The sequence below is a fragment of the Massilia sp. CFBP9026 genome (assembly GCF_034045165.1).
Taxonomy (GTDB): domain Bacteria; phylum Pseudomonadota; class Gammaproteobacteria; order Burkholderiales; family Burkholderiaceae_D; genus Telluria; species Telluria arenae.
The window spans coordinates 109,511-129,619 of record NZ_JAXCWH010000011.1; the positions used below are offsets into that span (position 1 = coordinate 109,511).

General features: G+C 64.8%; 17 protein-coding genes. 13 read left to right on the top strand and 4 right to left on the bottom strand.

Annotated features, from left to right (window positions below; translation table 11 throughout):
* Positions 1-9: 9 nt before the first annotated feature.
* The 4 genes from SOM28_RS23030 to SOM28_RS23045 all read left to right on the top strand — a co-directional run bounded on the left by SOM28_RS23030 (position 10) and on the right by SOM28_RS23045 (position 4,001).
* Entirely contained in the window at positions 10-1,965 is a 1,956-nt protein-coding gene (locus tag SOM28_RS23030) for a TonB-dependent receptor family protein (RefSeq protein WP_320469569.1), read from the top strand.
* A 4-nt stretch (positions 1,966-1,969) separates the two neighbouring features.
* A complete protein-coding gene (locus tag SOM28_RS23035; RefSeq protein ID WP_320469570.1) occupies positions 1,970-2,848 on the top strand; it encodes a cobalamin-binding protein in 879 nt (292 codons plus the stop codon).
* Positions 2,849-2,997: 149 nt separating this feature from the next.
* A complete protein-coding gene (locus tag SOM28_RS23040) occupies positions 2,998-3,660 on the top strand; it encodes a thiol:disulfide interchange protein DsbA/DsbL (RefSeq protein WP_123071425.1) in 663 nt (220 codons plus the stop codon).
* A complete protein-coding gene (locus tag SOM28_RS23045; RefSeq protein WP_123071424.1) occupies positions 3,657-4,001 on the top strand; it encodes a hypothetical protein in 345 nt (114 codons plus the stop codon). Before SOM28_RS23040 ends, SOM28_RS23045 begins: the two co-directional genes overlap by 4 nt.
* Before the next feature lie 48 nt (positions 4,002-4,049).
* On the opposite strand, the gene SOM28_RS23050 is transcribed toward SOM28_RS23045, so the two are convergent.
* The gene (locus tag SOM28_RS23050) at positions 4,050-5,261 is read right to left on the bottom strand and encodes an MFS transporter (RefSeq protein ID WP_123071423.1); all 1,212 of its coding nucleotides are present in this window, start codon (positions 5,259-5,261) and stop codon (positions 4,050-4,052) included.
* Entirely contained in the window at positions 5,258-6,559 is a 1,302-nt protein-coding gene (locus SOM28_RS23055; RefSeq protein WP_123071422.1) for an ATP-binding protein, read from the bottom strand. The genes SOM28_RS23050 and SOM28_RS23055 overlap by 4 nt, the downstream gene beginning before the upstream one ends.
* 516 nt (positions 6,560-7,075) lie before the next feature.
* On the opposite strand from SOM28_RS23055, the gene SOM28_RS23060 reads away from it, so the two are divergent.
* The gene (locus SOM28_RS23060; RefSeq protein WP_123071421.1) at positions 7,076-7,909 is read left to right on the top strand and encodes a MipA/OmpV family protein; all 834 of its coding nucleotides are present in this window, start codon (positions 7,076-7,078) and stop codon (positions 7,907-7,909) included.
* Positions 7,909-8,604: a hypothetical protein gene (locus tag SOM28_RS23065; protein ID WP_320469571.1), complete on the top strand. Its 696-nt coding sequence runs from the start codon at positions 7,909-7,911 to the stop codon at positions 8,602-8,604. Before SOM28_RS23060 ends, SOM28_RS23065 begins: the two co-directional genes overlap by 1 nt.
* 61 nt (positions 8,605-8,665) lie before the next feature.
* Here the strand turns inward: SOM28_RS23065 and SOM28_RS23070 are convergent, their stop codons facing one another.
* Positions 8,666-9,352 (bottom strand): response regulator, encoded by a 687-nt coding sequence (locus SOM28_RS23070; RefSeq protein ID WP_123071419.1) that lies wholly within the window; start codon positions 9,350-9,352, stop codon positions 8,666-8,668.
* A gap of 290 nt (positions 9,353-9,642) precedes the next feature.
* Here SOM28_RS23070 and SOM28_RS23075 point away from each other — a divergent pair, with 290 nt between their 5' ends.
* The 3 genes from SOM28_RS23075 to frc all read left to right on the top strand — a co-directional run bounded on the left by SOM28_RS23075 (position 9,643) and on the right by frc (position 14,589).
* On the top strand, positions 9,643-10,851 hold the full coding sequence (locus tag SOM28_RS23075; protein ID WP_320469572.1) for a phophatidylserine decarboxylase associated domain-containing protein: 1,209 nt from the start codon (positions 9,643-9,645) through the stop codon (positions 10,849-10,851).
* Positions 10,852-11,766: 915 nt separating this feature from the next.
* Complete coding sequence (gene oxlT, locus SOM28_RS23080) at positions 11,767-13,089, top strand: oxalate/formate MFS antiporter (RefSeq protein ID WP_123071418.1); 1,323 nt, start codon at positions 11,767-11,769, stop codon at positions 13,087-13,089.
* Between the two features lie 252 nt (positions 13,090-13,341).
* Entirely contained in the window at positions 13,342-14,589 is a 1,248-nt protein-coding gene (gene frc / locus SOM28_RS23085; protein WP_123071417.1) for a formyl-CoA transferase, read from the top strand.
* Here the strand turns inward: frc and SOM28_RS23090 are convergent.
* Entirely contained in the window at positions 14,586-15,509 is a 924-nt protein-coding gene (locus tag SOM28_RS23090) for a LysR family transcriptional regulator (protein ID WP_123071416.1), read from the bottom strand. The two genes, frc and SOM28_RS23090, sit on opposite strands and share 4 nt — an antisense overlap.
* Positions 15,510-15,630: 121 nt before the next feature.
* Between SOM28_RS23090 and gcl the strand changes: the two genes are divergently transcribed.
* From gcl to SOM28_RS23110, 4 genes are read left to right on the top strand one after another with little or no spacing between them, the layout of a single operon-like run.
* Complete coding sequence (gcl, locus tag SOM28_RS23095; protein ID WP_320469573.1) at positions 15,631-17,373, top strand: glyoxylate carboligase; 1,743 nt, start codon at positions 15,631-15,633, stop codon at positions 17,371-17,373.
* Positions 17,374-17,393: 20 nt separating this feature from the next.
* The gene (gene hyi, locus SOM28_RS23100) at positions 17,394-18,173 is read left to right on the top strand and encodes a hydroxypyruvate isomerase (protein WP_320469574.1); all 780 of its coding nucleotides are present in this window, start codon (positions 17,394-17,396) and stop codon (positions 18,171-18,173) included.
* Between the two features lie 46 nt (positions 18,174-18,219).
* Positions 18,220-19,107, top strand: a complete 888-nt coding sequence (locus SOM28_RS23105) for a 2-hydroxy-3-oxopropionate reductase (RefSeq protein WP_320469575.1) — start codon at positions 18,220-18,222, stop codon at positions 19,105-19,107.
* Between the two features lies 1 nt (position 19,108).
* Positions 19,109-20,041 carry a histone deacetylase family protein gene (locus SOM28_RS23110; RefSeq protein WP_123071412.1) on the top strand — a complete coding sequence of 311 codons (933 nt, stop codon included), beginning with the start codon at positions 19,109-19,111 and terminating at the stop codon, positions 20,039-20,041.
* Positions 20,042-20,109: the final 68 nt, after the last annotated feature.

Consider the following 20,109-nt stretch of genomic DNA (forward strand, 5'->3'; position numbering starts at 1 on the left):
ACATTCATCATGATTTTTGCTGCCGCACCGCGCCGCGCGCCACTCGCACTGGCTTGCGCTTTCGTCCTGTCCGCCCCTTATGCCGCTGCCCAGGACACTGTCCCTTCAGTCCTCATCACCGGCCCGCGCTTCCCGGCCCAGGCCACGCCGATCGGCGCCACCGTCGTCACCGCCGAGCAGATCCGCAGCGCCGGCGCCACCGACGTGAACCAGGCGATCCGCAAGATCGGCGGCGTGTTCGGCCGCCAGAGCCTGGACGGCTCGCCGGACTTCGGCCTCGACCTGCGCGGCTTCGGCACCAATAGCGCCCAGAACACGGTGGTGCTGGTCGACGGCGTGCGCCTGAACGAGAACGAGCTGGCGCACACCGTGCTGTCGACCATCCCCGTGGACACGGTCGAGCGTATCGAGATCACGCGCGGCGGCAGCAGCGTGCTGTATGGCGACGGCGCAACCGGCGGCGTGATCAACATCGTCACCCGCCGCGGCGGTAGTGCCGGAACGCACGGCTCCCTGTTCGCCGAAGCCGGCCGCTTCGACCACCGCGACCTGCGCGCGTCGATTACCCATGGCGCCGGCCCCTGGTCGTTCGACGCCGCCGTGGCTGACCGCAGCACCGATAACTACCGCGACAACAACAAGTACGAACAGACCAGCTTCAGCGGCGGCTTGCAGTACGCCTATGCGCCGAACGGCCGCGCTGGCCTGCGCTTCGAGAGTTCGCGTTCCGACTCGCGCCTGCCAGGTTCGCTGACCGAAGCGCAGTTCCTGGCCATTCCGACCCAGACCAAGACGCCAAAGGACTTCGGCTCGCTCGACACCGATCGTGTGACCGCCTTCGTCGAGCACCGCATCGGCGCCTTCGAGCTGGCAGCCGAGCTGTCGCACCGCGAGCGCGAGGTCACGTCGACCTATGTCTCGACCCAGTTCGGCACGTCTGCTTCGCGCTACGAGGCCGAGCAAACCCAGTTCTCGCCGCGCCTGCGCCACACCCTCGATTTCGGCGACAAGCGCAACGAATTCGTCACCGGCATCGACCTGATCCGCTGGGACCGCAAGGTCACGTCCGACTACTCGGCCGGCGATGCGCGCCAGGACTCGAAAGCCTTCTACCTGCGCGACGAACTGCGCTGGAATGCGCCGCACAATGCCCGTCTGGCGGTTGGCGGGCGTCATGAGCGCTTCGAGAAGGACTACAGCGACCCGCTGGCTTTCCCGGCTGTCCTGGGCGAGCACCGCAAGCAGTCGCTCAACGCCTGGACCGTGGAAGGCAGCATCGACGTGATGCCGCAGGTAGCCGTGTTTGCCAAGGCCGGCCGCAGCTATCGCATCGCCAACATCGACGAGAACTCCTACCGTTCGACCCTGGACGTGCTGGAGCCGCAAACCTCGCGCGACCTGGAACTGGGCGTTAGCGCCGGCACCGATGCTCGCAAGGCGACTGCGCGCGTGTTCCGCCACCGCCTGACCAATGAGATCTACTACGATCCGACCATCGGCTTTGGCGCCAACACCAACCTCGACCCGACCCGCCGCCAGGGCGTGGAGCTGGAAGGGCAGGCGACCTTCGCCGATGCCTGGCGCCTGACCGGTTCGTGGCAATACGTGCAGGCCGAGTTCCGCGACGGCCCGAACGCCGGCCGCGAGATGGTGCTGGTGCCGAAGCACGTGGTCACCGCGCGCCTGGCGTGGACGCCGGGCGACGGCCAGACCGCCGACATCGGCGCCCAGTGGGTCGACAGCCAGCGCTACGGCAACGACTTCACCAACGGCTGCAGCACCCGCATTCCATCGTTCACCACGATCGACGCGCGCTATGCGCGCCGCTTCGGCCCGTGGGAAGTGGCGGTGTCCGGCCTGAACCTGGCCGACCGCCAGTACTACAGCCAGGCCTTCAGCTGCCGTGACGGCATCTATCCAAGCGATGGCCGCCAGCTGAAACTGTCGCTGCGCTACGACTTCTGACGCCATGCAGCGTCTGATCGGGTTGGTGCTGGCGGTACTGCCGGCCTTCGCCGGCGCCAGCGTCACGGTAGTCGACGACGTCGGCCGTACGGTGACGCTGGCGCAGCCGGCTCGGCGCGTGGTGTCGCTGGCGCCGCACGTCACCGAGCTGCTGTTCGCGGCCGGCGGCGGGGCGCGGGTGGTCGGCGCCGTCAACTATAGCGACTACCCGGAGGCGGCCAAAAAGCTGCCCCAGGTGGGCAGCTATAACAAGCTCGACTTCGAGCGCGTGCTGGCGCTCAAGCCCGATCTGATCGTGGTCTGGCACAGCGGCAACCCGACGCGCCAGGTCGAGCAGCTGGAGCGGCTCGGGATCCCGGTCTACCACAGCGAGCCTGGGCGGCTGGCCCAGATCGGCGACAGCCTGCTGCGCCTGGGCCGGCTGCTCGGCACCGAGCCGGCCGCGGGGGCGGCGGCGCGCGACTACAGCGACCGGATCGCGGCGCTCAAGGCGCGCTACGCGGGCCGGCCGCCGGTCACCGTGTTCTATCAGGTGTGGCCGCGGCCGCTCTACACATTGAATGACGACCACATCGCCAGCGATATGGTGCGCCTGTGCGGCGGACGCAATCTGTTCGGCGCGCTCAAGACGATCGCGCCCGAGGTCGGCGTCGAGGCGGTGATCGAGGCCGACCCCGAGGTCATCCTGGTTGGCGGACGGGATAATCCGGACGACCCTGGCGGGAAGATGTGGCAGGCGTTCAAGGGCATGACCGCCGTCCGGCGCGACAATATCTTCACGATCGATGGCGATTTGACCAACCGGGCGGGGCCGCGTACGGCCGAGGGCGCGGCGCAGCTGTGCGCGATGCTCGAACAAGCGCGCGGGCGTCGCCCCCGGTGACTTGACTATTCACGCCGCCGGCGTAGATTGAAAGTCACCACGCCCTTGTTTCAGCCGTAAGCAAATGCAAAAAATCGTGCTCCCGGGACAGGGGAGCCGCAAAAAGTGGTAATCTCGCGGTCGTTCGTTCATTCTTCTGGAAGGATTTTATGCGCACCCTGCGTTTCGCCCTCGTTGCCGCTGCCCTGGTCGCCGGTTTCGCCAATGCTTCGCCAACCGATCCACGCGTCGGCGCCGAATATACCGTGCTCGCGAGCCCGCAGCCGACCCAGACCGTGGGCAAGAAGGTCGAAGTGGTCGAGTTCTTCGCCTACCACTGCGGCGCGTGCAATGCGTTCGAACCAAGCCTGGTGAACTGGGTCAAAAAGCAGGGTGACAATATCGTGATGCGCCGCATCCCGCTGCCGTTCCAGGGCGCCAGCGATCCGGAAGCACGCCTGTTCCTGACGCTCGACGCCATGGGCAAGCTGGAGGAGTACCATCATCGCGTGTTCCGCGCCGTGCACGTCGAGCGCAAGCGCCTGATGAAGGACGACGACATCATCGCCTGGGCCACTTCGAACGGCCTGGACAAAGCCAAGTTCCTCGAAGCGTGGAACTCGTTCGGCGTGCAGACCAAGCTCAAGCGCCTGCCGCAGATCGCCGAAGCGTATAAGGCCAGTAGCACCCCGACCGTCGTCATCGACGGTAAATACGTCGTGTCGCCGGCAACGGTGGCGCAATCGAACAAGATCCAGGACATGGGCCAGCTGATGACGGCGACCGGCCAGGTCCTCGATGCACTGGTGGCGAAGGCAGCCAAGGAAAAATGAGCGATAAAGTCGAAGGCGAGATCCTCAAGATTTACGAAGGGTCCCGGCCCAAAGAGGAAAACTTGTTCGAGACGAGTAACGTGAATCACGTCGCGTGGGCGCTCGCGCTCATCTTCGTCCTGACGACCGTCTGGTTCGGCATTGCGCTCGTCAATGCCGAAAACCAGCGCCATGCGATGGCGTCGAACCTCTGCCCCGATCAAGTGTTCAAACAGGGGTTCGACAAGAAATGCATGTTGACCGTGCGTTCGCGCGATCATTGGTGGGAGCATCTGTGGTATGGCGTGACCCATGTGCGTTCGCATCCCGACCACGACGGGCGCATCGATACCCGGAAGTAAGACAGAACGGCGTCCCCAGCGGACGCCGTTTTCATGTCCGGATACGCATCAGGTACTTTCCAGATGTGGGCGGGGACTGCGGGCGCTCCAGCGCCGCAGGGCCACCGAGGCCCAGGCCGTCAGCAGCCCGCCAACCACCAGCACCAGCCGGGTATCGATCAGCGTGAGCACGGCGCCGGCCAGCGCCATCAGGATATTCGCCAAGCAAAAGATCGTGGACAGCAGGGCCATGACCGAACCCTGGCCGTGCTGCGCGAATTCGTCGGCCGACCAGGTTTGCAGGGCGGTGTTGTAGAAGGCGTGGGGCGCGCCGAACAGGACGATGCCGGCGATGCCGACCCACAGATTACCGAAGCCCACGCACAGCACCGCGGCGGCGGCAATGGCCGCGTACCAGCCGGCGCGCAGGCGGCCTTCGACCCGGCTGGCATGGCCGGCGAACAGGGCGGCCGTGGTCATCAGCGCGCACATGCCCATATTGACGAGGGCGATCTGGCGCGCATCATAGCCGCCCACATCCACCAGCCACAGCGGGAAGAATTCATACAGCGCGGCGACGCCGCAGCAATACGCCAGGTGCACCGTGAACAGGGTGCGCAGCGGCGCATGGCGCAGCAGGGTGAGCGCATGGCGGTCGCGCGCCACCGCCCACCAGCAGTGCGCGTGCGGTGGCGCCGGCGTGGGCGGGATCGACACCAGCACGCCCACCGTCCCCAGCAGCAGGGCGCCGGCAGCGATATAGAAAGGCAACTCGGGGCCGAAGGCCATGGTGAAGCCGGCCAGCAGCGGGCCGACCAGCCAGCCGAGGTTGAACGAGCCGTTCAGCCACGACAGCGCATGGTTGCGCAGCGTGCCCTTGATGCGCTCGATGACCAGGGCCCGCATCACCGCGCCATTGCCCTCCAGCAGACCGGTGAAGAACCGCGCGGCCAGGAACAGCAGATACGATTCCATCACCATCGCCACGGCCGTGAGCAGGTGGCCTACTGCCGCCCCGACGGTGGTCAGGAGCAGGGCGCGGCGCCGGCCGAAGCCGTCCGACAGCGGTCCCAGCACGGCGCTGCCGATCAGCAGGCCGATCGGATTGATCATCAGTGCGATCCCCAGCAGCAGCTTGGGCGGCAGGCCGAGGAAGCTGTTCAGGCCGTTGACGCCGCCGTCGGCGAACAGCGGCGCCAGCATCGGATAGGGCAGGGAGGCGCCGACGGTGGACAGCAGTCCCAGGCCGCACAGCGTCGCGATCAGCAGGCGTTCGTTCATGCCGGAAGCCTGATGACAAAGCGGGCGCCGCCCAATGGCGAGCTTTCCACGTGCAAGCTCCCGCCGTGCAGCACCACGGCCTTCTGCGCGATCGACAGGCCGAGCCCGAAGCCGCCGGTGGAGCGGTCGCGGCTGCGGTCGAGGCGGTAGAACGGGTCGAAGATCCGGTCGCGTTCTTCGGCCGGGATGCCGGGGCCGTCGTCGTCGACCGAGATATCGACGCCATCCGGCGTGCGCCGCGCCGACAGCACGATCCGTCCCTGCGCATACTTCTGGGCGTTACGCAGCAGATTGCCGACCGCACGCGCGATCAGGCGGGCATCGAGCTCCATCGTGCCGAGCCCGGCCGCCAGCTCGCAGGCTACTTCTTGCAGCGACGGCGGCAGGGTGGCGCAGCAGTCGCGCAGCAGGGCGTCGAGCTCGACCGGGGCGCCTTGCAGGGTGCGCGCGCTGTCGAGCTTGCTCATATCGAGCAGTTCCTTGACCAGGTTGTTCAGCTCGGACAGGTCGCCTTCCATGGCGGCGATGCGGCGGCTCAGCTCGGGATCCCTGGCCTTGGCGTCGAGCAGTTCGAGCGCGAATTCCAGGCGTGCGATCGGCGTGCGCAGTTCGTGCGACACCGAGTGCAGCAGGCTGCGCTGCGACTCCATCAAGTCCTCGATGCGGCCGGCCATGTGGTTGATCCGTTCCGCCAGCGGATAGACGGCGTCGGACGGCTTCAACTGCGCGCGCACCGACAGCTTGCCGGCCCCGAACTCATCCGCCATGCGCGACAGCGACTGCAAGCCCTGCCAGTGCGAGCGCGACCATAGCGCGATCGGCAGCAGCAGGGCGATGGCGACGATCACATAGCGCAGCAACTCCATCTTGAGCGCCTGCCCGATATCGATCGGCAAGTCCTGGGCGTGCAAGACCTCGTCCTGGCTGCCGATATAGCGGTCGCCGTCCAGGTCGACCCGCCGGTAAAAGGATTTGCCGGCCACGTCGATCACGATGTCTCCCCGTTCGAGCTCGGCGCGCTGGCCGGCGCCGAGGGCGTCCAGCGCCTGGGACAGCGGCATCAGGTCGTAGCGCACGTCAGACACTTCGCGCACATTGTTCAGGCGGGTCAGCCATTCGTCGCCGGGCGCCTGGTCGACATAGCCTTCGAGCAGGAAGATCTGGGCCGCAGCCTGGCGCCGCGCAATGTCGTCCAGCGGGTCGCCGAACAGGCGCGCGAACGCGAAATAGATGACGAAGGTGGCAGCGGTGATCGACAGCATGACGAGCACGAAGAAGCGGAAGAATATCCGGTTCACGGGTGCGTCCTGGGTAACTGTCGGTCTGGCGGTGGTGCCGGCTGCATGGTTTCTCCTCGGGCACGAATTGTACAGGCGCAATGGTGGTGCAGGTAATCCAAAGGAGGGAGCGAAGGCGCGACTTACAAATTGACGACAATTGGCCGACATCTGGAGGGTGCACGACGGGAGGCCGAACGATTACCATCTTTCCCATCATCAGGTTTTCCGTTTGCCCACCTGATGCGCCAGCAATGGAATATCGGTGGGTTTTTTTATTCAAGTAGGAAGCGACCCGGTTCGGGCCGCGCCTCGACCATAAGGATGTGCTTATGAGCATGGTGCGCGCGAGCAACACCGTCGAGCCCGGCGCCGCGCCGGTCGGTTCCGAAGCGCCAGCGCGGCGCACAGCACGGTTCCATGAGCTGACCACGGACGCGATCCCACCGGGAATGCGGCGCTTGTCATAATGGGATGGGAGAGCGAAGCTTGCTCGACGTAAAATATCGACAAACGAACTCTCCGAGTAATTTCACGATGAAACCATTCTTCGCCCTGGCCCTGGCGGCTGCGAGCACCGCAGCAAGTGCACAGACGCCGGCCACCAACCCGATGCCCGACGGCAGCCGCGACATGTACGCAGGGCTGGGCGCCGTCTCGCGGCCGCGTTATGAAGGGGCGGACAGCCAAAAGGTTTCAGCCTTGCCGGTGCTCCAGGTTCAATGGAGCAACGGCCTTTTTATTTCCGGCATGAGTGCAGGGATGCATCTGTCCAACCGTCCGACGGTCGAGTACGGTCCGCTGGTGTCGGTCCACCCCAACCGTGACGAATCCGGCTCGGGCCGCATCGTCGACGGGGTCGGCGTATCGACTTCGCCGCTGCACTACGCACGGACCGGGAACCGCCTGGACGGCATGCAGGACGTCAGCACCCGGATCGAAGGCGGGTTCTTCTTCAACTATTACCTGGCGCCGGAATGGCGGCTGACCAGCAGCGTGCTCTACGGCGCGGGCAATGACCGCGACGGTGCACGCATGGAACTGGGCGTACAGCGCCTGGCCGTGCAGCTGGCGCCGCAGCATACGATTTCGTTCAATGCCGGCGCCACGATCGTCAACGCCGACTACAGCCGCGCCTATTTCGGCGTCACCGGCCAGGAATCCTGGCAAAGCGGCAATCCGCCCTATCGTCCGGGCGGCGGCCTCAAGGATGTCCGCGCCGGCGTGCGCTGGAACTGGGCGCTGACGCCGTCCTGGATGCTGGTCACCAATGTCCAGGCCACGCGCCTGGTTGGCAGCGTCCGCAATAGCCCGCTCGTCGAGCGGCCCACCAACGTGACGGTTTCGGCCGCCTTCGCCTACCGGTTTTGATGATGCGACGCGCACACCTCACCGCCTGCGTGACCTTGCTGCTGACGGCCGGAATGGCCGTGGCGCAGCCGCGCGCCGGGGAATGGGTGAACTATCGTGACGCCTACCGCGCGATGGTGCTGTTTGACAAGTACGGTGGCCCCAAGAATCTGCTGAACAACCAATTGCAGGTACTGCCGCGCGACAAGGGCGTGCTGGAGCCGGGCGTGCAACTGCTCATGAAGGGCAAGACCGTCCAGACCAGCCTGGCGCTGGATCCGCTCGGCCGCGCCGTGCTGCCGCTGCTCAAGGCGGCCTATGAAGAGAACGCGGTGTTGACGCCAAACCGGCCGCTGGGCGGCTTCACGGTCAAGCCGCGGGTGTCGCTGGCGCTGCGCGCCGACGGTTCGTACGAGGTGGCCGACCTGCGCGCGGCCTGCGAGCAGGCCCTCGGCTTCGCCCGCTATGCCGACAATTCGGCGCGCGGCCGCCAGTGCGTCGGCGTGCGCCTGGTATTCCCCAAGAACGGCGAGGCGGCGGGCGTGCGTGTCCGCACGGGCGGCGCCGAACAGGCGCTGGCGCCTTCGCGCGGGGCCGCCTTCGCGGGCGACGCAGCCGACGACTTCCCGATCGTGACCTACCGTTTCGGCGCACAGCCGGCGGGCCAGGTCGTCACTTACAACGTCCCGCTGGCGATCGTGCCGCTGTTCGAATAAGCGCCTGGGCAGGCGCCAGGCGTAAAAAAACCTGCGCAGGGCAGGTTTCATGGGCAGGTCTTCAATTCCAGGCCGACGGCGAGAACAGATAGCCTTCGCCCCACACCGTCTTGATCTTTTCGGATTCCGCATCGTCGAATTTGCGGCGCAGCTTCGAGATGCAGTTGTCGATGCTGCGGTCCAGGCCGTCAAACTCGATCCCGCGCATCTTCTTGAGCAGGGCGTCGCGCGACAGCACGCGGCCGGCCGCCTCGGCCAGCACCAGCAACAGCTTGTACTCGGTATTCGACAGCACGCAGGGCTGGCCGCGCCAGACCACGCTGCGGTCGGAGGTGACGATGCGCAGGGCGCCAAACTGCAGCACGCGCGCATCGACGCCCGACTTGGCCTGGGTGCGGCGCATCAGTGCGCGCAGGCGCGCCAGCAGGACGCGCGGTTGGACCGGCTTGTTGACGAAGTCGTCGGCCCCTTGCTCGAGACCGGATACTTCGTCATAGGAGTCTTCGCGCGCGGTGAGGATGAGGATCGGCACGTCGGACTGGTCGCGAATCTGGCGGCAGACGACCATGCCGTCCAGGCCCGGCAGCATCAGGTCGAGGATCACGACGTCGGGCGTCAGTTCCTTGAAACGCTCGAGCGCAACATCGCCGCGCGTGACCAGTTCGACCGCGAATTCATAGCCGGACAGGTATTCGGTGACGAGCTCGGCCAGGCGCGCATCGTCTTCCACCAACATCACTCGGTACATACAATTTCTCCTTGGTCTCGCATTGTATAAGACCAAGTGTCCAATTAACACATCCTCCAGACATAGAAGACAGTTAATTACAGTTTGACGACAATTGGAAGGGCTTGCAGCTTGTCGGGACAATCACGAGCGTGGCCATCGTGCCAACTTGCGGCGGGAGGTGACATTGTAGATGTCTGGCTCTATCCATCCGGGATGTCCTAAAAACGGACTGATCGATGTCAAACGGGCGCGATCGAACGGCGGTTAAAAAGGTGATCTTTCTATTTTGATCACCCGAAGGATTCGCCGTGACGACCGCACCGCTTGACGCGCAATTCGACCTCCATCCCGGTCCGGGCGATCCGCACGGCGGCTGGCTGCCCCGCTACGGCAGCGCCGGTATGCGGACGTACGTCGGGCGCGTACTGGGCGCCGAAAGAACGGCGCTGGCGCCGTCGGTTCAGGCGCTGGCCACCTATATCGAGGATAACGAGGTCGTCCGCCGCCTGGCCAACAATGCCTGTGCCGAATGCCTGGCCATCGTCGATATGCATTCGCCGCGCATCGGCGACGTTGACGCCTTGCTGCACGGTTTCAACACGATCCTCACCCATGCGCCGGGCTTCATCGATGGCGAATTGATCGGCCTGCCGTTTCCCGCCTTGATGGCGGATATCGGCCGGACCGCGAGTGGCGCGGCCCTGTTCAGGCAGCCGACCGTCAATCTGCTCATGTCGAACATCCTGAACGACTGGCATGCCTTCCTGGACAGCCCGGCCTCGAACGTGGGTTTCCGTGTCGATGGCGAACAGTGGCTGTCAGCGACGGCGAAGGAGCGATACCGCTTTCCCCTGTGGAGCAAGGATGCCGGCACGCCGCCTTACTGGAAAAGCTGGAATGCCTTCCTGACCCGTACCTTCCAACATCCCGCGCAAGCACGTCCCGTCGCCGATCCGGAATCGAACCGGACCGTCGTTTGCCCGACCGATGGCGCACCGGTGCGCGACGACGTATTCCGCTTAGGGAGCAGACATTGCACGCTGGCCGATCTCCTCGCAACGAGCGTGCCGCAGCAGCAGGCGCTGGTCGACTATTACCGGCTGGTCGACCTGTTCGAGGGCGGCCGGGTCTTCCAGACGACGCTGGGGCCCTATGACTACCAGCACTGGTGGGCGCCAGTCCATGGCGAAGTGCTGTTCGACCCGTTCACCATTCCCGGCCGCTTCGCCAGCGGGGTGATCGTGATCAGGACCGCCGACCACGGCCATGTGTGCTGCATCCCGCTGGGCATGGGTGCGGCGTCCAGCATCGTGTTCGATCCGGCCATGCGGCGTGGCGCGCGGGTGCACAAGGGCCAGGAGATGGGAATGTTCAACGGCGGTGGCGCGTCGTTCGCGCTCTTTTTCGAAAAGCTGCCCGGCAAGGAGCTGCTTTTCCTGAATGCCGACGGCGTGCGGTGTTCGCGGCATTCGCTCTCGATCGGTGCGCAGATCGGCGCCTGGTACGTCAGGAAATAGAACTGGGAGCGTCACTAATATTGCCATAAAACAATGAAAGCCCCTGCAATATATCGCGATCGGATGTTGCTAAAAAATAATTGTCTATACAAAAAAATATCTGTAATAATCGAATCACTTTCTGCCGATAACTGAAGGTTTCGAACAGAAAAATGGATGCCGAACCGGCGCAGCTGCCGGTAGCGCATCTCTTGCTCCTGCCTACAACACACTGCTTGGCGGCCAAATGATCATCCGACACCTTCCAACTACCCGGAACGGATCAGCGGCAGGCTGCCAGTCATCCATCTTTTCTCCGTCAACGACCTCGTGCACCTTGCACGGCCCATGCGACGCCACGCTGCGCGGCTTGTCCTGCGTCAGTCCCGCGGGTGCACAGCATGCCAAGCCTTCGACTGCCGGTTCTCAAAAATCTCAAAACATAACCGCGGTCAATGATTCTCGAAATCGGCTCCAGCAACATCATCTCACTTTCACTGTTTTGATTAACCCCGATGCAACGGCGCCTCCCAGGCGCTGAAGTGAAAGCAGGGAACGCAATACCTTTGCGGTCGTCCAGGGCAGCAATCTTGCAGAAAGAGGAGAGCGGCTATAGCGCACATTCAAAGTCTGGTGAGCACTGTTGGAGAACTGTATCAAGCGGCTGTCTCGCCTGGTGGGCAGTTCGGCCGCCAGGAGCATGCCGACGTCCTTTTTGATAGCAGGGTGCTGTAGCTATTCAATGAGCTTAATTTAATTAGAAAAGGCGTAGGGGTTGGCGCGCGAGTCCCGGACTCGACGTGGAGCATGCACATCACACCAAAAAAAGTGGAGACATGAAAATGCTGGAAACCATAACCAGGCAGGTGCCCCCGGCGCCCGCACATTCGTCTGCAGGTCTGAAAGAAGAACCCCTCACCGGTCAAGGAGCGCCAAATGCATAATTCATCGGCAGCCGCGCTTCAGCCCGGTCAACCAGTCTCCAACAACGCGCGCTGGTTCCAGCTCGCCGTTGGCGTCGTCTGCATGATCGCCACCGCGAACATCCAGTATGCGTGGACGCTGTTCGTTCCCGAGATCCAGGAAACCTATGGCTGGTCGCGCGCCAGCATCCAGGTCGCCTTCACGCTGTTCGTCATCGTCCAGACCTGGCTCGCGCCGCTCGAAGGCTACTTCATCGACAAATTCGGTCCCCGCATGATGGTCGCCTTCGGCGCCATCTTCATCGGACTGGCCTGGATCATCAATTCGCAAGCCACGACCCTGGCCGGGTTCTACGTCGGTGCGGCCGTCGGTGGTATCGGCGTGGGCTCGATCTATGCCACTTGCATCAATAACGCGATCAAGTGGTTCCCGGATCGCCGCGGCCTGGCCGTCGGCCTCACCGCGGGTGGCTACGGCGCCGGTTCGGCCGCCACGATCCTGCCGATCGCGGCCATGATCGAGTCCTCGGGCTTCCAGCAGACCTTCCTGTTCTTCGGCATCCTGCAAGGCACGCTGGCCTTCATCGCCGCCTGGTTCCTGCGCTCGCCGACAACGGCCGAGGTCAGGAAGTCGAGCAAGCTGGTGCAGTCGACGCACGACTACACGCTCAAGGAAGCGCTGAACACCAAGCTGTTCTGGCTGATGCTGGTGATGTTCGTGCTGGTGGTCACCGGCGGCATGATGGCGGTGGCGCAGCTCGGCGTGATCGCGCAGGATCTGGGCGTGAAGGAATTCCAGGTCGACCTGCACTTCTTCGTGATGGCGGCCTTGCCGCTGGCCCTGATGCTCGACCGCATCATGAACGGCATCTCGCGACCGCTGTTCGGCTGGATCTCGGACCATATCGGCCGCGAGAAGACCATGGTCATCGCGTTCACGCTCGAAGGCTGCGGCATCATCGCGCTGGGCTACTTCGGCCACAATCCGTATGCCTTCCTGATCCTGTCCGGCATCGTGTTCCTGGCCTGGGGCGAAGTGTACTCGCTGTTCTCGGCCCTGGCCGGCGATGCCTTCGGCACCAAGCACATCGGCAAGATCTACGGGGTGCTGTACACCGCGAAGGGTATCGGCGCGCTGTTCGTCCCGGTCGGTAACCTGATGATGGAGGCGACCGGCACCTGGTCGACCGTCCTCTACACCGTCGCCACCATGGACCTGATCGCGGCGCTGCTGGCGATCACGGTGCTGCGACCGGTGCTGCGTAACCACGTCAGCTACTCCAGGAGTCGCTACGCGGAAGAAAACGCGGTCGGGAAGGGGCCCTTGCCTGCCTGACGCCCTCGTCACGGGTGCGTCCTGATGCAAAAACGGGCTTCTTCGGAAGCCCGTTTTTCTTGCCCGGGCTGGCCGCGTTTCGATGTCAAACTTTCATTTCACGGATCTTGACGGCGGTCATTGAGCTCGGCCGGTGCGCGCCACTAAGATCGGCCGACACGCTGGTAATAATGTTTGCACTAAGGCTTGCACGGAAGCATTGCTAAGCGCAAAATTCAAATAAGCTAGGTTAAATCTTCGGAGGAAACTGGTATGGGCAAGGCACTGGAAGGCGTTCGCATTCTCGATTTCACCCATGTCCAGTCCGGACCGACCTGCACGCAGCTGCTGGCCTGGTTCGGGGCCGACGTCATCAAGGTCGAGCGCGCCGGCGAGGGCGATGCGACACGCAACCAGTTGCGCGATATCGCGGGCGTGGACAGCCTGTATTTCACCATGCTCAACCATAACAAGCGCTCCATGACGCTCGACGCCAAGCGGCCGGCCGGCAAGGAAGTGCTGGAAACGCTCATCAAGCACTGCGACGTGCTGGTCGAGAACTTCGCGCCCGGCGCGCTGGACCGGATGGGTTTTACCTGGGAGCGTATCCAGGAACTCAATCCGCGCATGATCGTGGCCTCGGTCAAGGGCTTCGGCCCTGGCCCCTACGAGCACTGCAAGGTCTATGAAAACGTGGCCCAGTGCACCGGCGGCGCAGCGGCCACCACGGGTTTCGACGATGGCCCGCCAATGGTCAGCGGCGCCCAGATCGGCGACAGCGGCAGCGGCCTGCACCTGGCGCTGGGCATCGTGACCGCGCTCTACCAGCGCAACAGCACGGGCCGCGGCCAGAAGGTGCTCACTTCGATGCAGGACGCGGTGCTGAACCTGTGCCGGGTCAAGCTGCGCGACCAGCAGCGCCTCGAGCGCAACGGCGTGATGGAAGAATATCCGCAGTTCGCCGACGGCCAGTTCGGCGAGTCGGTCCCGCGCGCGGGCAATGCCTCGGGCGGCGGGCAACCCGGCTGGATCCTCAAGTGCAAGGGCTGGGAGAGCGATCCGAACGCGTATATCTACTTCATTGCGCAGGCCCAGGTCTGGCCCGCGGTCTGCAAGCTGATTGGACGCGAGGAGTGGATCACCGACCCCGAATACGCGACGCCGAAGGCGCGCCTGCCGCGCCTGATGTCGATCTTCGCCACGGTCGAGGAGTGGAGCACCACGCTCACCAAGTTCGAGGCGATGGATATCCTGAACAAATACGATATTCCCTGCGGACCGATCCTGTCGATGAAGGAGATCGCCCAGGAACCGTCGCTGCGCGCCACCGGCACGATCGTCGAGGTCGATCATCCCGAGCGCGGCCCCTACCTCAGCGTGGGCAATCCGATCAAGCTGTCCGACAGCCCCACCGAGGTGCGGCGTTCGCCGCTGCTGGGCGAACATACCGATGAAGTGCTGGCCGACCTGGGGTATTCGCGCGAGCAGATCGCGCTGCTGCGCGACGAGCGGGTGATCTAGGGCCGTGCCGCTGGCGGTCGCGTCCAGTATCCCGGCTGGGCGTAGACCGCCTTGAGAGTATCGATGAAGCTGCGCACCCGCGCCGGCAGGTGGCGCTGCTGCATATAGACCGCCATGATGTCGTAGTCGGGCAGGGCGTACTCGTCGAGCACCGTCACCAGTTCGCCGCTGGCCAGCTGCGCCTGGATCTCCCAGGTGGAGCGCCAGGCCAGGCCGAGTCCTTCGCTGGCCCAGCGGTGCAGCAATTCGCCGTCGTTGCAATCGAGGTTGCCGTTCACCTTGATGGTCACCGGCTTGCCATCCTTCTGGAAGTACCAGCCGCGCTGCTGCCCGCCCTGCAGGTTGAAGGCCAGGCAGTTATGCTGCGCCAGCTCCTCCAGCGTGCGCGGCACGCCGCAGCGCGCAAGATAGTCTGGCGTCCCGCACACCACGCGCCGGTTGGTTGCCAGCCGCACCGCGACGAAACTCGGATCGAGCACGCCGCCGATCCTGATCCCCAGCTCATAGCCTTCGCGCACCAGGTCGACCACGTGGTCGGTGAGGTTGAACGAGATCTGCACGTTCGGATTGGCCGCCAGGTAGGCCGGGGCGTGCGGCGCCACGTGCAGCCGCCCGAACGCCGCCGGCGCCGAGACGATCAGGTGTCCGCTGGCCTGGTCGCGGCCTTCGGACACGATGGTCTCGGCCAGGTCGATGTCCGCCAGCAGCCTGCGGCAATGCTCGAGGAAGACCGATCCCGATTCGGTGAGTGTGAGGTGGCGCGTGGTCCGGTGCAGCAGCTTGACGCCCAGGCGGCGTTCGAGCGCGTCGATGCGGCGCCCCAGCATGACCGGCGTGATGTCCTGCCCCAGCGCGGCGCGCGCCAGGCTGCCCTTGTCGACCGCGTCGACGAAGGCCCACATCTGTTTGACCTTGTCCATGCCTCCAGTATTCCATACTCCAGAGATCGAATACACCTACTTTTTGTGTTCTTATCAGCAGCGCTACTACGCTCTAGCATACGTTCATCGCAATCGTGCGTTCATGAGCCTGGAGGTCGGAATGGCAAGGATGACAGCAGCAGAGGCAGCGGTGCTGGTGATGGAAAAAGAAGGCATCGAGGTCGCCTTCGGCGTCCCCGGCGCCGCGATCAATCCCTTCTACGCAGCGCTGCGCAAGCGCGACAGCATCCGCCACTACCTGGCGCGCCACGTCGAAGGCGCCTCGCACATGGCCGAGGGCTATACCCGCGCCAAGGCCGGCAACCTGGGCGTGTGCATCGGCACGTCCGGGCCGGCCGGCACCGACATGATCACCGGCCTGTATTCGGCGCAGGCCGATTCGATACCTATTCTTTGCATTACCGGCCAGGCGCCGCGCGCCCGCCTGTACAAGGAAGACTTCCAGGCGGTCGACATCGAATCGATCGCCAAGCCGGTGACCAAGTGGGCCGTCACGGTGCGCGAGCCGGCCCTGGTGCCGCGCGTATTCCAGCAGGCCTTCCACCTGATGCGTTCCGGCCGGCCCGGCCCGGTGCTGATCGACCTGCCGATCGACGTGCAGATGGCGCAGATCGAGTTCGACGGCGACACCTATGCGCCGCTGGCGCTGCACAAGCCGCGCGCGAACCGCGCCCAGGTCGAGAAGGCTCTCGACATGCTGAACGCGGCAAAGCGTCCCCTGATCACCGCCGGCGGCGGCATCATCAATGCCGACGCGTCGGCGCTGCTGGTGGAGTTCGCGGAAATCACGGGCGTGCCCGTCATCCCGACCCTGATGGGGTGGGGCGCGATTCCCGACGACCACCCACAGATGGCGGGCATGGCCGGCCTGCAGACCAGCCACCGCTACGGCAATGCCACCGTGCTGGCCTCCGACTTCGTGATGGGCATCGGCAACCGCTGGGCCAACCGCCATACCGGCGGCATCGAGGTCTTCACCAAGGATCGCACTTTCGTGCACATCGATATCGAGCCGACCCAGATCGGGCGCGTGTTCGGTCCGGATCTGGGCATCGTGTCCGATGCGAAGGCCGCGCTCGAACTGCTGGTCGAGGTGGCGCGCGAGTGGCGCGCGAGCGGCCGCCTGCAAGACCGCAGCACATGGCTGGAAGAATGCCAGGAGCGCAAGCGCACCATGCTGCGCAAGAGCGATTTCGATACCGTGCCGGTCAATCCGCTGCGCGTCTACCACGAGATGAACGCGTATTTCGGCCGCGACGTGCGCTACGTGGCCAGCATCGGCCTGTCGCAGATCGCCGCCGCCCAGTTCCTGCACGTGAACCACCCGCGCCACTGGATCAACTGCGGCCAGGCCGGCCCGCTGGGCTGGACCATCCCGGCGGCCCTCGGCGTGCGCGTGGCCGACCCCGATGCCGACATCGTCGCCATCTCGGGCGACTACGATTTCCAGTTCCTGATCGAGGAGCTGGCGGTCGCGGCGCAGTTCAAGCTGCCGTACATCCACGTCCTGGTCAACAACGCCTACCTGGGCCTGATCCGCCAGGCCCAACGCGGCTTCGAAATGGACTACTGCGTCCAGCTGGCGTTCGAGAACGTCAACGCGCCCGAGCTGGAAGGGTATGGCGTCGATCACGTCGCCGTGGTCGAGGGCCTGGGCTGCAAGGCGCTCAGGGTGTTCCGGCCGGACGACATCATTCCCGCCTTCGAGCGTGCGCGTGCGCTGATGCAGCAGTACAGCGTGCCGGTGGTGGTCGAGATCATCCTCGAACGCGTCACCAATATCGCGATGGGCACGGAGATCGACGCGCTCAACGAGTTCAATGAAGTCCTCGATATTGAATAACGCCAGCACAGGAGACCGAGATGACCAGACTTGCCGCCAACCTGACCATGCTGTTCAACGAAGTCGACTTCCTCGACCGCTTCGAGCACGCCGCCAAGGCGGGCTTTCGCGGCGTCGAATTCCTCTTCCCCTACGCCTACCGGCTCGATGACATCGCCGCCCGGCTCGATGCAAACCGCCTCGAACTCGTGCTGCACAACCTGCCGGCCGGGGATTGGGCGGCGGGCGAGCGCGGCATCGCCTGCCATCCGGGGCGCAAGGCGGAGTTCGAGGACGGCGTCGGCGCGGCGATCGACTATGCCAGGGGGCTGGGCGTCAAGCAGCTCAACTGCCTGGCGGGCATCGTGCCGCCCGGCGTCGCGCTGGAAGACGCCTACCTCACGCTGGCATCGAACCTCGAGTTCGCTGCCGGCAAGCTCAAAGGCGAAGGGATTCGCCTGCTGATCGAACCGATCAACACCTTCGACATTCCGGGATTCTTCCTGCACGGGACGCGCCAGGCGCTGGACCTGATCCGCGCGACTGGCTCCGACAATCTGTTCCTGCAGTACGACATCTATCACATGCAGCGCATGGAGGGCGAAATCGCGGCGACGATCAAGGCCAACCTCGGCCTGATCCGCCACATCCAGCTGGCCGACAATCCAGGCCGCTTCGAGCCGGGCACGGGCGAGATCAATTACCGCTACCTGCTCGGCATGCTCGACGAGATCGGCTATGACGGCTGGGTGGGCTGCGAATACAAGCCCAAGGCCGGCACCGCGCAGGGCCTGCACTGGATCGGCGACCACGGCCTGTAGCACGGCGAGTGGCGCGCTTCGCACGACAACACACCTGGAGACCATCATGACGAAAGTAGGATTCATCGGCCTTGGCATCATGGGCGGACCCATGGCCACCAAGCTGCAGGAGGGCGGCTGCAAGCTGTTCCTGCATGACCTCAAAAACCCGCCGCTGGCCCTGATCGAGGGCGGCGCCACCGTCTGCACCAACGCCACCGAAGTGGCCAAGCGCGCCGACATCATCATCGTGATGGTGCCCGATACCCCGCACGTCGAGGAAGTGCTGTTCGGCGCCGAGGGTGTGGCCCTGGGGCTCACGCCGGGCAAGATCGTGATCGACATGAGTTCGATCTCGCCGATGGCGACCAAGGAGTTTGCGAAAAAGATCAACAAGCGCCAGTGCGACTACCTCGACGCGCCGGTGTCGGGCGGCGAAGTGGGGGCGCGCGCCGCCACGCTCACCATCATGGTCGGCGGTGGGCAGGAGGCGTTCGACCGGGCCAGGCCGCTGTTCGAGCTGATGGGAAAGAACATCACGCTGGTAGGGGGCAACGGCGATGGCCAGACCACCAAGGTGGCGAACCAGATCATCGTCGCGCTGAACATCCAGGCCGTGGCCGAGGCGCTGCTGTTCGCCTCGAAGGCGGGCGCCGACCCGGCCAGGGTGAGGCAGGCGCTGATGGGGGGCTTCGCCGCCTCGCGCATCCTGGAAGTGCACGGCGAGCGCATGGTCAAGCGCACTTTCGCGCCGGGCTTCCGTATCGAGCTGCACCAGAAGGACCTCAACCTGGCGCTGCAGGGGGCCAAGAGCCTCGGTCTCGCGCTGCCGAATACCGCCAGCGCCCAGGAACTGATGAATTCCTGCGCCGCCCACGGCATGGCCCAACTCGACCATTCGGCGCTGTGCCAGGCGATCGAGCGGATGTCGAACCACGCCATCGCCGCGGCCTGACATGCATACCCTGGTATTCCATCACCAGGCCTGCTTCGGGCACGAGCCGGGGCCTGGCCATCCGGAATCGCCATGGCGCCTGCATGCGGTGCTGACGGCGCTGCGCCAGCCCGAATTCGCGCAGCTGGCCTGGCGCGAGGCGCCGCCCGGCACGCGCGAACAGCTATTGCTGGTGCACGACGCCGACTACATCGACGCGATCGTCGACGCAGCCCCGCTGGGCGGCCTGGTGGCGCTCGACGGCGGCGACACCCTGATGTCGCCCGGCTCGCTGGAAGCGGTGATGCGCTGCGTCGGCGCCGCCTGCGCCGGCGTGGATGCCGTGATGACGGGCGAGGCCGCCAATGTGTTTTGCGCGACCCGGCCTTGCGGACACCATGCCGAGCCTGGCCGGGCGATGGGCTTTTGCCTGTTCAACCAGGCCGCCATCGCCGCCGTCCACGCCCTCGAGGCGCACGGCCTGCAGCGCGTCGCGGTGATCGACTTCGACGTCCACCATGGAAATGGCACGCAGGCCGCGTTCTTCGACCGGCGCGAACTGTTCTATGGGTCGAGCCACCAGTCGCCGCTGTATCCGGGGACCGGGGCGGCAAGCGAGACTGGCGTGAGCGGCAATATCGTCAATGTGCCATTGCCGTCGGGATGCAGTCCGGATCTGTTCTGTGCGCGGACGGCCGGCGTCCTGCTGCCGGCGCTGCGCGAGTTTGCGCCGCAATTAATCGTCATCTCGGCCGGCTTCGACGCCCATCGGCTCGATCCTTTGGCCAATATGAACCTGGAAAACGAGGATTTCGCGTGGATTACGCGCGAAGTCATGGAAATTGCGAGGGATGTGTGCCAGGGACGGATCGTGTCGATCCTGGAGGGCGGCTACAGCGCCCAGGGGCTTGCCGGGGGCTGCGCGGCGCACGTGCGTGCGCTGATGCAGGGGTAATTATGTGAAGCGCGGTGCCGCGCACGGGATATCGCATCCGGTGCGGGCGCCTCGGTATGACGTCGTAT